The organism is Actinomadura verrucosospora, from assembly GCF_039540335.1.
Lineage (GTDB): Bacteria > Actinomycetota > Actinomycetes > Streptosporangiales > Streptosporangiaceae > Spirillospora > Spirillospora verrucosospora.
The window spans coordinates 1-12,711 of the sequence record NZ_BAABEV010000068.1 but is presented as its reverse complement, the minus strand read 5'-3'; the positions used below and the strand labels follow the sequence as shown (position 1 = coordinate 12,711).

The 12,711-nt window shown below is 76.9% G+C and carries 11 protein-coding genes and 1 riboswitch; of the genes, 4 read left to right on the top strand and 7 right to left on the bottom strand.

What is annotated here, in order from left to right:
• Nucleotides 1-19: 19 nt before the first annotated feature.
• Nucleotides 20-769, bottom strand: coding sequence for a precorrin-6A synthase (deacetylating) (cobF, locus tag ABD944_RS39885; protein WP_345186824.1), 750 nt, complete (start codon nucleotides 767-769; stop codon nucleotides 20-22).
• Between the two features lie 54 nt (nucleotides 770-823).
• On the opposite strand from cobF, the gene cbiE reads away from it, so the two are divergent.
• From cbiE to ABD944_RS39870, 3 genes are read left to right on the top strand one after another with little or no spacing between them, the layout of a single operon-like run.
• Nucleotides 824-2,041, top strand: a complete 1,218-nt coding sequence (gene cbiE / locus ABD944_RS39880; RefSeq protein WP_345186822.1) for a precorrin-6y C5,15-methyltransferase (decarboxylating) subunit CbiE — start codon at nucleotides 824-826, stop codon at nucleotides 2,039-2,041.
• Nucleotides 2,038-2,793 carry a precorrin-4 C(11)-methyltransferase gene (gene cobM, locus ABD944_RS39875; protein ID WP_345186820.1) on the top strand — a complete coding sequence of 252 codons (756 nt, stop codon included), beginning with the start codon at nucleotides 2,038-2,040 and terminating at the stop codon, nucleotides 2,791-2,793. Before cbiE ends, cobM begins: the two co-directional genes overlap by 4 nt.
• Entirely contained in the window at nucleotides 2,778-3,500 is a 723-nt protein-coding gene (locus ABD944_RS39870; protein ID WP_345186818.1) for a cobalt-precorrin-6A reductase, read from the top strand. The genes cobM and ABD944_RS39870 overlap by 16 nt, the downstream gene beginning before the upstream one ends.
• Here the strand turns inward: ABD944_RS39870 and ABD944_RS39865 are convergent.
• Genes ABD944_RS39865 through ABD944_RS39855 form a run of 3 tightly spaced genes read right to left on the bottom strand, consistent with a single transcriptional unit; the run spans nucleotide 3,491 to nucleotide 6,689 of the window.
• Entirely contained in the window at nucleotides 3,491-4,978 is a 1,488-nt protein-coding gene (locus ABD944_RS39865) for a precorrin-2 C(20)-methyltransferase (protein WP_345186816.1), read from the bottom strand. The genes ABD944_RS39870 and ABD944_RS39865 overlap by 10 nt on opposite strands.
• Nucleotides 4,978-5,598, bottom strand: coding sequence for a precorrin-8X methylmutase (locus tag ABD944_RS39860; RefSeq protein ID WP_345186813.1), 621 nt, complete (start codon nucleotides 5,596-5,598; stop codon nucleotides 4,978-4,980). Before ABD944_RS39860 ends, ABD944_RS39865 begins: the two co-directional genes overlap by 1 nt.
• Nucleotides 5,595-6,689, bottom strand: coding sequence for a precorrin-3B synthase (locus tag ABD944_RS39855; protein ID WP_345186810.1), 1,095 nt, complete (start codon nucleotides 6,687-6,689; stop codon nucleotides 5,595-5,597). The genes ABD944_RS39860 and ABD944_RS39855 overlap by 4 nt, the downstream gene beginning before the upstream one ends.
• Before the next feature lie 72 nt (nucleotides 6,690-6,761).
• A riboswitch (cobalamin riboswitch) is annotated at nucleotides 6,762-6,883 on the top strand.
• Nucleotides 6,884-6,937: 54 nt separating this feature from the next.
• On the opposite strand from ABD944_RS39855, the gene cobN reads away from it, so the two are divergent.
• The gene (gene cobN, locus ABD944_RS39850) at nucleotides 6,938-10,531 is read left to right on the top strand and encodes a cobaltochelatase subunit CobN (RefSeq protein WP_345186806.1); all 3,594 of its coding nucleotides are present in this window, start codon (nucleotides 6,938-6,940) and stop codon (nucleotides 10,529-10,531) included.
• Here the strand turns inward: cobN and ABD944_RS39845 are convergent.
• From ABD944_RS39845 to ABD944_RS39835, 3 genes are all read right to left on the bottom strand, one after another.
• On the bottom strand, nucleotides 10,486-11,817 hold the full coding sequence (locus ABD944_RS39845; RefSeq protein WP_345186803.1) for a cobyrinic acid a,c-diamide synthase CobB: 1,332 nt from the start codon (nucleotides 11,815-11,817) through the stop codon (nucleotides 10,486-10,488). The two genes, cobN and ABD944_RS39845, sit on opposite strands and share 46 nt — an antisense overlap.
• Nucleotides 11,814-12,416, bottom strand: a complete 603-nt coding sequence (gene cobO / locus ABD944_RS39840; RefSeq protein WP_345186798.1) for a cob(I)yrinic acid a,c-diamide adenosyltransferase — start codon at nucleotides 12,414-12,416, stop codon at nucleotides 11,814-11,816. The genes ABD944_RS39845 and cobO overlap by 4 nt, the downstream gene beginning before the upstream one ends.
• Before the next feature lies 1 nt (nucleotide 12,417).
• The coding region (locus tag ABD944_RS39835; protein ID WP_486303777.1) for a vWA domain-containing protein at nucleotides 12,418-12,711 on the bottom strand (294 nt) is incomplete at its 5' end.

The following is a 12,711-nucleotide window of genomic DNA, read 5'->3' as shown; positions in this document are numbered from 1 at the left end:
CCGCGCCCGCCGGCGCCGGTCAGGGGCGCGCCGGGGACTCGCGCCGCAGGAGGTAGGTGTCCATGATCCACCCCTTGCGGGCGCGGGCCTCGGCGCGCACGGCGCGGATCTCCTCGGCCACCTCCGCGACCGGGCCGGAGACGAGGATCTCGTCGGGCGTGCCGAGGTAGGCGCCCCAGTAGATGTGGTAGCCGTCGCCCGCCTCGGCGAACGCGCAGTGCGCGTCCAGCATGACGAGCACGTCGTCGGCGGTGGGTCCCTCGGCGGCGAGGCGGCGCCCGGTGGTGACGTGGACGGGACGGCCCACCCGCGTGAGCCCGACGCGGTGCCGCGCGGTGAGCGCCGAGACGCTGCTGATGCCGGGGATCACCTCGACCTCGAACTCGGCGCCCACCTCCTCCAGCGCCGCGAGGGTGCTGTCGTAGACGCCGGGGTCGCCCCAGACGAGGATCGCGCCGGTCTGCCCGTCGGCCAGCTCGCCGGTGACGAACGACTCGTAGATCCGCGCGCGCCGCGACCGCCAGTCCTCCACGGCGGCGGCGTAGGCGGCGGCGTCCCGGTCGCGCTCGGGGTCGCGGGCCTCCACGATCCGGTACGGGTGCCGGCCGTGCGCCGCGATGAGGTCGTGCCGCAGCCCGGCCAGGTCGTGCTTGGCCTCGCCCTTGTCCACGACGAGGAAGACGTCGGCGGCGGCGATCGCCTTGGCCGCCTGGAACGTCAGGTGGTCGGGGTCGCCCGCGCCGATGCCGATGATCAAAAGCCGCTTCACCTGGCCAAGTGTGCCAGTTGTAGACTTGGCGCCGCATTTCGCTCAAGGAGGCCAGTGGACGCGCGTGTCATCACCGTCGTGGGCGTCGGAGCCGACGGGTGGGACGGCCTCGCGGAGGACTCCCGCGCGGCGCTGCGGGCGGCGGACGTGCTGCTCGGGGGCGCCCGGCACCTCGCCCTCGTCCCGGACGGCCCCGCCGAGCGCGTGCCCTGGCCGTCCCCGCTGCTCCCCGCTCTGCCCGGCCTGATCGAGCGGTACGCGGGGCGGTCGGTCGCCGTCCTGGCGAGCGGCGACCCCATGTTCTACGGGATCGGCTCCACGCTCGCCGAGCTGGTCGGCCCGCGGCGCCTGCGGGTGCTGCCGCACCCGTCGTCGGCGTCGCTGGCGTGCGCGCGCCTCGGCTGGCCGCTGGAGCGGGTGGAGGTCGTCAGCCTCGTCGGGCGCCCGGCGGAGACGCTGAACGCCGTCGTCGCCCCCGGCCGCCGAGTGCTGGTCCTCGGCGCGGGGCGGCAGGCCCCGGCGGTCGTGGCGGCGCTGCTCACCGGGCGCGGTTTCGGCCCCAGCCGGATGACCGTCCTGTGCGACCTCGGCGCGGAGAGCGAGACGGTCGCGCACGGCGTCGCGTCCCACTGGACGGATCCGGCCGCCTCGGCGCTCGCGGTGGTGGCCGTCGAGTGCGCGCCGGGCCCGGACGCCGCCCCGCTGCCGCGTGTCGCCGGGCTGCCCGACGACGCCTTCGAGCACGACGGGCAGATCACCAAGCGGGAGGTCCGGGCGGTGACGCTGTCGCGCCTCGGGCCGCTGCCCGGCGAGCTGCTGTGGGACGTGGGCGCCGGGTCCGGCAGCGTCGCGATCGAGTGGGCGCGGGCGCACCCGTCGTGCGCGGCGGTCGCGGTCGAGAGCCGCCCGGAGCGCGCGGAGCGGATCGGCCGCAACGCCGGGGCCCTCGGGGTGCCCGGCGTCCGCGTCGTGGCGGGCCGCGCGCCGGACGCGCTGGAGGGCCTCCCGCCGCCCGACGCCGTCTTCGTCGGCGGCGGGCTCACCGTCCCCGGCCTGCTGGAACGCTGCTGGGACGCGCTCCGGCCCGGCGGGCGCCTCGTCGCCAACGCCGTCACCCTCGAATCGGAGGCCAAAGTGGTCGAGCTCCGCCGGACCCACGGCGGCGAGCTGGTTCGCCTCGGCGTCGAGCGCGCCGCCCCGCTCGGCGGGTTCACCGGCTGGCGCCCCGCCATGCCCGTCACCGTCTGGACGACGCGGAAGGACACCCTGTGACGGTTCACTTCGTCGGCGCGGGCCCCGGCGCCGCCGACCTCATCACCGTGCGCGGCCTGAGGATCCTGGAGTCCTCACCCGTCTGCCTGTACGCGGGGTCGCTGGTGCCGGCCGAACTGCTGGAGGCGTGCCCGCCCGGCGCCCGGCTCGTCGACACCGCGAACATGACGCTGGACGAGATCGTCGCCGAGCTGACCGCCGCCCACCAAGGCGGCCTGGACGTCGCGCGGCTGCACTCGGGCGACCCGTCGGTGTTCAGCGCGGTCGCCGAGCAGATGCGCCGCCTCGACGCGGCGGGCGTGCCGTACGAGGTCGTCCCCGGCGTTCCCGCGTTCGCGGCCGCGGCGGCCTCGCTCGGCCGGGAGCTGACCGTCCCCGGCGTCGGCCAGACCGTGATCCTGACCCGCACGGCCGTGCGGGCCACCCCGATGCCGGACGGCGAGGACCTCGCCACCCTCGGCGCGAGCGGCGCCACGATGGTGCTGCACCTGGCCGTCCAGCGCATCGAGGAGGTCGCCGCCGAGCTGCTGCCCCGCTACGGCGCGGACTGCCCGGTCGCCGTCGTCGCCCGCGCCAGCCGCCCGGACGAGCTGGTCCTGCGCGGCACCCTCGCCGACATCGCCGCCCGGGTGCGCGAGGCCGGGGTGCGGCGCACCGCGGTGATCGTCGTCGGCCGCGTCCTCACCGCGTCGGCGTTCCCCGACAGCCACCTCTACAGCGCCGGCCGGGACCGGGCGTGCGGCGCGTCCTGATCCTCGGCGGGACGGCGGAGGCCCGCGCGCTCGCGGCCCGGCTGACCGGCGTGCACGTCGTCTCCTCGCTCGCCGGGAGGGTGTCGGACCCGCGCCTGCCCGCCGGCGAGGTCCACATCGGCGGGTTCGGCGGCGCCGAAGGGCTCGCCGCGTGGCTGCGGGAGCACCGGATCGACCGCCTCGTCGACGCGACCCACCCGTTCGCGGAGCGGATGAGCGCCTCCGCCGCGCACGCGTCGCGGCTGACGGGCGTGCCCCTGCTCGCGCTGCGCCGCCCCGGCTGGGACGAGGAGGACGGTGACGACTGGCGGCGCGTCCCGTCCCTGCCGGACGCCGCCGCCGCGCTGCCGGACGGCGCCCGCGCGTTCCTCACCACCGGCCGCCGCAGCCTTCCGGTGTTCGCCGCGCGGACCGATGTGTGGTTCCTCGCCCGGTCGGTGGACCCTCCGGAGCCGCCCGTCCCGCCCCACGTGCACGTCCTGCTGGCGCGCGGCCCCTACACCGTGGACGGCGAGCGCGCCCTGATCCGCGAGCACCGCCTGGACGTGCTGGTCACCAAGGACAGCGGCGGCGCGATGACCCGCGCGAAGCTCACCGCCGCCCGCGAGGCCGGGCTGCCGGTCGTGATGGTCGACCGCCCGGCCCTTCCCGAGGGCGTCGCGGCGGCCGCCGACGTGGCGGCCGCCGCGGCCTGGGCTCAGGGGTAGCGGCGCGGGGTGAAGACCACGCCCCGCTCGGTCACCCGGGTGGCGGACGACCCGACGATGAGCAGGCAGCGCATGTCGACCCGGGCGGGGTCCAGCTCGCCGAGCGTCGTCACCGTCACGCTCTCCTCCGGCCCGCCGACGTCCCGCCCGACGACCACCGGGGTCTCGGGGGAGCGGTGCTTGAGCAGCAGCTCGCGCGCCGCCGGGAGCTGGTGCCTGCGCCGGCTCGACGAGGGGTTGTAGAGGGCCAGGACCAGGTCGGCCTCGGCGGCGGCGGCGAGCCGCCGCTCCACCACGTCCCACGGCTTGAGGATGTCCGACAGCGACAGGACGCAGAAGTCGTGCCCGAGGGGCGCGCCGGCCCGGGCGGCCACGGCCTGCGCCGCCGTCAGCCCCGGCACGACCCGCACCGGCACGTCCGCGAACTCGTCCTCCGCCGCCGCCTCCAGGACGGCCGTGGCCATCGCGAACACGCCGGGATCGCCGGACGAGACGACGGCCACCCGGGCCCCGTCCCGCGCGAGCGCCAGCGCGTGCCGGGCCCGGTCGGCCTCCACCCGGTTGCCGGACCCGTGCCGCCGCTGCCTCGGGTTCGGCGGCACCCGGTCCAGGTAGGGGCCGTAGCCGACGAGGTCGGTCGCGGACGCCAGGACGTCCTGCGCCTCCGGCGTCAGCCACGGCCGGCCCGCCGGTCCGAGCCCGACGACCCACACCCCGCCGGCCCCCTCAGGCCGCGCCGGGGGAGGCGCGGCGAACGAGCGCTCCGCCGGGCTCGTCAGCAGCGCGAGCGCCATGTAGGGAACGTCCGCCGGATCGACGTCGGCGAGCGGGAGGACCCGCTGCCGGTCGGTGGCGGCCCGCTCGACGTACCAGCCGTCGCCGAGCCGCCCCGCGTCCTCGAACGCCTGCCTGACCTTGGGGAACGTCCGGCCGAGCTTGAGGACGGCCGCCGCGTCCGCGCTGCGCAGCCGCTCGGCGAGCTCCTCGCCGGCCAGCGTCCCGGGCAGGACGGTCAGCGTCTCCTCCCGCTCCACCAGCGGTCGCCCCGCCGCCGCGGACGCGGCGCTCAGCGACGTCACGCCCGGCACCACCTCGGCCGGGTAGTGCGGCGCGAGCCGCTTGTGCAGGTGCATGTACGACCCGTAGAACAGGGGGTCGCCCTCGCTGAGCACCACGACCGTCCGCCCCGCGTCGAGGTGCGCGGCGAGGCGGGCGGCGCAGTCGGCGTAGAAGTCCTCCAGCGCCCCCTGGTAGCCACCGGGATGGTCGGTGGTCTCCGTCGTCACCGGGTAGACGAGCTGCTCCTCGATCCGCCCGTCCCGCAGGTACGGCTCGGCGACGGTCCGGGCGATGCTGCGGCCGTGCCGCGCGCAGTGGAAGGCCACCACGTCGGCCTCGCCGATCAGCCGCGCCGCCTTCACCGTGACCAGCTCGGGGTCGCCGGGCCCGACGCCCACGCCGAACAGCCGTCCCGCCATCACTCCGCCTCACTGGCGATGGCGTTGACCGCCGCCGCCGTCATCGCGCTGCCGCCGCGCCGCCCGCGGACCACCAGATGGTCCAGGCCGCTCGCGGCGAGCGCCTCCTTGGACTCGGCCGCCCCGATGAACCCGACCGGGATCCCGAGGACCGCCGCCGGGCGCGGCGCGCCCTCCTCCACCAGCTCCAGCAGCCGGAACAGCGCGGTCGGCGCGTTGCCGATCGCGACGACCGCGCCGCCGAGCCGGTCGCGCCACAGCTCCAGCGCCGCCGCGCTGCGCGTGGTGCCGAGCCGCCCGGCCAGCTCCGGCACGCCCGGCTCGCCGAGCGTGCACACGACCTCGTTGCCGGCGGGCAGCCGCGCGCGGGTCACGCCGGAGGCGACCATCCGCGCGTCGCACAGCACCGGCGCGCCCGCCAGCAGCGCCGCCCGCGCCCGCGCCACGACCCCCGGCGACCAGGCCAGGTCCTTGACCAGATCGGTCATGCCGCAGGCGTGGATCATGCGGACCGCGACCCGCGCCACGTCGTCCGGCAGTCCCGACAGGTCGGCCTCCGCGCGGATCGTCGCGAACGACCGCCGGTAGATCTCGGCGCCGTCCCGGACGTAATCGATCACTGCTGTCCCTCCGCCGTCCTCAGCTCGACCGGGCCGCGGGGCATCCCGCAGCGCCGCTCGCATCCCGTCCAGTGGACGGGGGTCTCGGGCGCGCGGCCCAGGCCGTCCACGAAGCGCCGCGCCTCGGCCTGCACGTCGCCGCGCGACTTCGCGCATCCCGGGCTCCCGGTGCAGGCCGTCACGCCCACCCAGGGCGACGCGGGATCGGTCGCGAACCCCGCCGCCGCGAGCTCCGCCGCCGCGCGGCGCGCCTCGTCCCGCTCCAGGTCGCGCACCACCACGCTGCGCCACGGCGTCACCCGCACCTCGTCCGCGACTCCGGCGAGCGCCTCGGCCTGCGCGCCCGACAGCCGGCCCAGCGGAGGCACGGCCTCCAGCGCGGCGAGCCCGTCCCGCTGCGCGAGGATCCCGGCGTGCGGCGGCGCGGGATCCGGGCGCGGCGGCGTCTCCGCCACGGCCGCGCCCAGCCGCTCGGCGACGAGCCGCGCGCCGTCCGGCACCTCCGCGAGCCGCCAGGCGTCGCCCCTGACCTCCAGGAACGCCTCCGCCGCCGCGAGCAGCGCCGCGACGGGATCGCCGGGGACGGGCCCGAGCCGCGTCCCGGCCAGCCGCAGGCCGCCGGGGGTGTGGGCCGCGTCGGCGTCCAGCGCGGCCGTGTCGCCGGTGCCGTCGTCGAGCGCGAACAGGAACCGCCCCGGCAGCCGGGCCAGCTCCGCACGCGCGCAGAGCGCCTCGTCCAGCGCCGTGACCAGCGGATCCGTGGCGAGGGCGCCGCGCGGGCCGCGCCCGCCGAGCGGGGACGCGACGATGTTGCGCACCCGCTCGTGGGTCGCCGACGGAAGCAGCCCGGCGGCCTCCAGCCGGGCCGCGAGCGCTCCGGTGTCGCGGACGCCGCGCACCTGGAGGTTGCCGCGGGACGTGAGTTCGATCACGTCCCGCCCCAGCTCGCGGGCGGCGGCGCCGAGCACCGCGAGCTGCGCGGCGGACACCGCGCCGCCCGGGACGCGGACGCGCGCCAGCGGCCCGTCGGCGGCGTCGTGGGTGCGCAGCGCCCCGGGGCACGCGTCGGGACGGGCTCTGACATTCGGCACGGGGAGGATGTTAACCACAGTTTGCAGGGCGACCGCGCTGCCGTACTCTTCTGCTCAGACGATGGCAATGGGAGGAAGCCGGTGCGAATCCGGCGCGGTCCCGCCACTGTGACCGGGGAGCGAACCCCGCTGTAGGCCACTGTCCGCGAGGACGGGAAGGCCGGGGCGAGCGTCGATCCGGGAGCCAGGAGACTCCTGCCGTCGCGACACCCGCGACCGGGGCGAGGACCCCAGGGGGAGGATGCGCCGTGCCCGAGCACAGCCGCACGGTCCTGTTGCTGTCGACGTCCGACACCGATCTGCTGAGCGCCCGAGCGTCCGGCGCCGCCTACCGGCTCGGCAACCCCGCGCGGCTCACCGCCGCCGACCTGCCCGGGCTGACCGAGGGCGCCGACCTCGTCGTGGTGCGGCTGCTCGGCGGCCGCCGCGCCTGGGAGGACGGTCTCGACGCGCTCCTCGCGGGCCCCCGGCCGGTCGTCGTCCTCGGCGGCGAGCAGGCCCCCGACGCCGAGCTGATGGAGCTGTCCACGGTCAGCGGCGTGTGCGCCGAGGCGCACGCCTACCTCGCGCACGGCGGCCCCGCCAACCTCGCCGAGCTGCACGCGTTCCTGTCCGACACCGTGCTGCTGACGGGGCGCGGCTTCGCGCCGCCGGCCGCGACGCCGACCTGGGGACGGCTCGACCGCGCCGCCCGCGACGGCGGCGGGCCCGTGGTCGGCGTGCTCTACTACCGCGCTCACCACATGGCGGGCAACACCGCGTTCGTGGAGGCGCTCTGCGCCGCCGTGGAGGACGCCGGCGGGCGCGCCATGCCGGTGTTCTGCTCGTCGCTGCGCACCGCCGAGCCCGAGCTGCTGGACACGCTCCGCCAGGCGGACGCGCTGGTGGTGACGGTGCTCGCGGCGGGCGGGTCGCGGCCCGCGACGGCCGGGGCGGGCGGCGACGACGAGGCGTGGGACGTGGGCGCGCTCGCCGCGCTGGACGTCCCGATCCTGCAGGGCCTCTGCCTCACCACGAGCCGGTCCGACTGGGAGGGGAGCGACGACGGGCTGTCCCCGCTGGACGCGGCGTCGCAGGTCGCGATCCCCGAGTTCGACGGGCGGATCATCACCGTCCCGTTCTCGTTCAAGGAGGTCGACGAGGACGGGCTCACCGTCTACGCCGCCGACTCCGAACGGGCGGCCCGGGTCGCCGGGATCGCGGTCCGGCACGGCCGCCTGCGGCACACCCCGGCCGCCGGGCGCCGCCTCGTGGTGATGCTGTCGGCGTACCCGACCAAGCACGCCCGCGTCGGGAACGCCGTCGGTCTCGACACCCCGGCGAGCACCGTCCGGCTGCTCGCCCGGCTCCGCGACGCGGGGTACGACCTGGGCGAGGGCTTCCCCGGCGTCGACGAGCAGGACGGCGACGCGCTCGTCCACGCGCTCATCGCGGCGGGCGGCCAGGACGAGGACTGGCTCACCGAGGAGCAGCTCGCGGGCAACCCCGTCCGCATCTCCGCCGCGTCCTACGAGCGCTGGTACCGCACCCTGCCCGCCGACCTGCGCGAGGGGATGGAGCGGCACTGGGGCCCGCCGCCCGGCGAGCTGTTCGTCCAGGGCGGCGACATCGTCCTCGCCGCCCTGCGCGCCGGCAACCTCGTCGTGATGGTGCAGCCGCCGCGCGGCTTCGGGCAGAACCCCATCGCGATCTACCACGACCCCGACCTGCCGCCCAGCCACCACTACCTGGCCGCGTACCGGTGGCTGTCGGACGAGTTCGGCGCGCACGCGATCGTCCACGTCGGCAAGCACGGCAACCTGGAGTGGCTGCCCGGCAAGGCGGCGGGGATGTCGGCGTCGTGCGGCACCGACGCGGCGCTCGGCGACGTCCCGCTGGTCTACCCGTTCCTCGTCAACGACCCCGGCGAGGGCACGCAGGCCAAGCGCCGCGCGCACGCCGTCCTCGTCGACCACATGGTCCCGCCGATGGCCCGCGCCGAGACCTACGGCGACATCGCCCGCCTCGAACAGCTCCTGGACGAGCACGCGACGATCGCCGCGATGGACCCGGCGAAGCTGCCCGCGATCCGCGCCCAGATCTGGACCCTCATCCAGGCCGCCAAGCTCGACCACGACCTCGGCCTGGACGACCGCCCGCACGACACCGAGTTCGACGACTTCCTCCTGCACGTCGACGGCTGGCTGTGCGAGGTGAAGGACGCGCAGATCCGCGACGGCCTGCACGTCCTCGGCCAGGCGCCCGCCGGCCCGGTCCGCGTCGACCTGGTGCTGGCCATGCTCCGCGCCCGCCAGATGTGGTCGGGGCGCGAGACGCTGCCCGGCTTGCGGGAGGCGCTCGGGCTCAGCGAGGCCGGCGGCGAGGCGCTCGCCGACGTGGACGCCGCCGAGGCCGCCGCCCGCGCCCTCGTGCAGGCCATGGAGGACGCCGGCTGGGCCGTGGACGCGGCGCGCGAGGCCGCCCGGGACGTTCCGGCGGAGCGCCGCGAGGCGGTGACGCGGGTCCTGGAGTTCGCCGCCGCCGAGATCGTCCCGCGCCTGGCCCGGACGACCGACGAGCTCGACCACGTCCTGCACGCCCTGGACGGCGGCTACGTCCCGGCGGGCCCGAGCGGGTCGCCGCTGCGCGGCCTCGTCAACGTCCTGCCGACCGGCCGCAACTTCTACTCGGTCGACCCGCGCGCCGTCCCGAGCCGCCTCGCCTGGGAGACCGGGCAGGCGATGGCGGACTCGCTCCTGGAGCGCTACCGCGCCGACCACGGGGAGTGGCCGCGCTCGGTCGGGCTGTCGGTGTGGGGGACGAGCGCGATGCGCACGGCGGGCGACGACGTCGCCGAGGTCCTCGCGCTGCTCGGCGTCCGCCCGGCCTGGGACGAGGCGTCCCGCCGCGTCACGGCGCTGGAGCCGGTCCCGCTCGCCGAGCTCGGCCGGCCGCGCATCGACGTGACCGTCCGCATCAGCGGCTTCTTCCGGGACGCGTTCCCGCACGTCGTCGCCATGCTGGACGACGCCGTCCGGCTCGTCGCCGGGCTGGACGAGCCCGACGCCGACAACCACGTCCGCGCCCACGTTCGGGCCGACCGGGAGCGGCACGGCGACGAGCGGCGCGCCACGATGCGCGTGTTCGGGTCCGCGCCCGGCGCGTACGGGGCCGGGCTGCTGCCGCTCATCGACAGCCGCAACTGGCGCGACGACGCCGACCTCGCCGAGGTGTACGCGGTGTGGGGCGGCCACGCCTACGGCCGCGACCTCGACGGGGTGCCCGCCCGCGCCGACATGGAGAGCGCCTACCGGCGCATCGCCGTCGCCGCCAAGAACGTCGACACCCGCGAGCACGACATCGCCGACTCCGACGACTACTTCCAGTACCACGGCGGCATGATCGCCACCGTCCGCGCGCTGACCGGCAGGGCGCCGGAGGCCTACGTCGGCGACAGCACCCGCCCGGACGCCGTGCGCACCCGCACCCTCTCGGAGGAGACCGCGCGGATCTTCCGGGCCCGCGTCGTGAACCCGCAGTGGCTCGCCGCCATGCGCCGGCACGGCTACAAGGGCGCGTTCGAGCTGGCCGCGACCGTGGACTACCTGTTCGGCTACGACGCCACCACGGGCGTCATGGCCGACTGGATGTACGACAGGCTCACCGCCGCCTACGTCCTGGACGAGGAGAACCGCGCGTTCATGGCGCAGTCGAACCCGTGGGCGCTGCACGGCATCGCCGAGCGGCTGCTGGAGGCGGCCGAGCGCGGCATGTGGGAGCACCCCGACCCGGCGGTCCTCCAGGGCCTCCAGGAGGTCTACCTCAAGACGGAGGGCGACCTGGAGGACGACACCAGCCGCTGAGCCGCCTCCGGCGACCCCGCCCAGTGCAGGTGCAGGTAGGAGGCGGTGATCCGGTCGTCGCCGTACCCGTCGCGGCCGTCGCGCCACCGGAACAGCGGCTCGGCGCCGGTGTCCAGCGCGGTCCGGTGGAACTCGTGGCCGCGGAACCGCTCGCCCGGACGGGTCAGCGGCGACTCGGCCACCGCGACCGCCTCCCGGTAGCCGAGCGCCAGCCGGGACGTCATCCGCGCGCGGCCCGGCACCCGCCCGCACATCGCCCGGCCGTCGAGTTCCTCGCACAGGTAGAGGAGCCCGGCGCACTCGGCGGCGATCGGGCCGCGGAACGCCGCGACCTCGGCGAGCATCGGCGCGTTGGCGGCCAGCTCGGCGGCGTGGACCTCGGGGAAGCCGCCGCCGATGACGAGCGCGCCCGCCCCGTCCGGCAGGGCCTCGTCCCGCAGCGGGTCGAAGACGGCCACGTCGGCGCCCGCCGCGCGCAGCAGCTCCACGTGCTCGGCGTAGGAGAAGGTGAACGCCGCCCCGCCCGCGACCGCGACGACCGGCCCGCCCTCGACCGGGACGACCTGCTCGGACGGGTCCCACGCGGGCCCCGGCAGCGGGGGAGCGGCGGCCGCCAGGCGGAGCAGGGCGTCCAGGTCGCAGGAGCGCTCCACGAGCGCGCCGAGCCGCTCCACCGCGCCGACGGCCTCCGCGCCCCGCTCGGCCGCCGGGACCAGCCCGAGGTGCCGGGACGGGGTCACGACCGCGTCGTCCCGCCGGATCGCGCCGAGCACCGGCACGCCCGTCGCCTCCAGCGCGCCGCGGCACAGCTCCTCGTGCCGCTCCGAGCCGATCCGGTTGAGCACGACGCCGCCGATCCGCACGCCCGGCTCGAACGTCGCGAAACCGTGCACGAGCGCCGCCACCGACCGGCTCTGCCGCGCGGCGTCCACGACCAGCACCACCGGCGCCGCGAGCAGTCGCGCGACGTGCGCCGTGGAGGCGAACCCGGTGTCGCCCTTCCCGTCGAACAGGCCCATCACGCCCTCGACCACCGCCACGTCGCAGCCGGCGGCGCCGTGCAGGAACAGCGGCGCGATCCGCTCCTCGCCCGCGAGCCACGGGTCCAGGTTGCGGCCGGGCCGTCCCGCCGCCAGCGCGTGGTAGCCGGGGTCGATGTAGTCGGGGCCGACCTTGTGCGGCGACACGGCGAGGCCGCGCGCCCGCAGCGCCGCGATCAGGCCGGTCGCCACGGTCGTCTTGCCGCTGCCGGACGCCGGCGCGGCGACGACCAGCCGGGGGATCACCACTCGATGCCCCGCTGCCCCTTCTGCCCGGCGTCCATCGGATGCCGGACCTTGCCCATCTCCGTCACCAGGTCGGCGGCCTCGACCAGCCGGCCGGGCGCGTCCCGCCCGGTGACGACGACGTGCTGGGTGCCGGGACGCGCGGCGAGGGTCTCGACCACGTCGTCCAGGTCGAGCCAGCCCCACTTGAGCGGATAGGTGAACTCGTCGAGCACATAGAAACGGTACGTCTCGGCGGCCAGGTCCCGCTTGATCTGCGCCCAGCCCTCGCGGGCGTCGGCCGCGTGGTCCTCCTCGCTGCCGGGGCGCTGGATCCACGACCAGCCCTCGCCCATCTTGTGCCAGGCGACCGGGCCGCCCTCGCCGCTCTCGCCGAGCACGCGCAGCGCCCGCTCCTCGCCGATCCGCCACTTGGCCGACTTCACGAACTGGAACACCCCGACCGGCCAGCCCTGGTTCCAGGCCCGCAGCGCCATCCCGAACGCCGCCGTCGACTTCCCCTTCCCGGGGCCGGTGTGGACGATCAGCAGGGGCCGGTTGCGGCGCTGCCGGGTGGTGAGGCCGTCGTCGGGGACGGACTCGGGCTTTCCCTGGGGCATCTCAAGCCGCCTTTCCCTTTTCGCGCCCGCGGTGGGCGCGGACGATGCCGTCGAGGTCGCCGAGCGGGACGAGCCGCGCCCCGAGCCGGGCCGCGAGCCGTCCCGCGAGGCCGAGCCGGACCGGGCCGTCCTCGCAGTCCACGACGATCCCGGCGGTGCCCGCCAGCAGGCCGGCGGCCCGGTCCACGTCGCCCCCCGCGGTCGCCCGCCCGTCGGTGACGACCACGAGCAGCGGGCGGCGCGCCGGGTCGCGCAGCCGCTCGGCGAGCAGCACCTCGGCGGCGCGCGCGTGCTT

What these genes read in the sequence shown, in the direction of transcription:
- ABD944_RS39865 (WP_345186816.1), bottom strand. Translation starts at nt 4,978, where the DNA reads ATGGCGGGACGGCTGTTCGGCGTGGGCGTCGGGCCCGGCGACCCCGAG.
- cobO (WP_345186798.1), bottom strand. Translation starts at nt 12,416, where the DNA reads ATGCCCCAGGGAAAGCCCGAGTCCGTCCCCGACGACGGCCTCACCACC.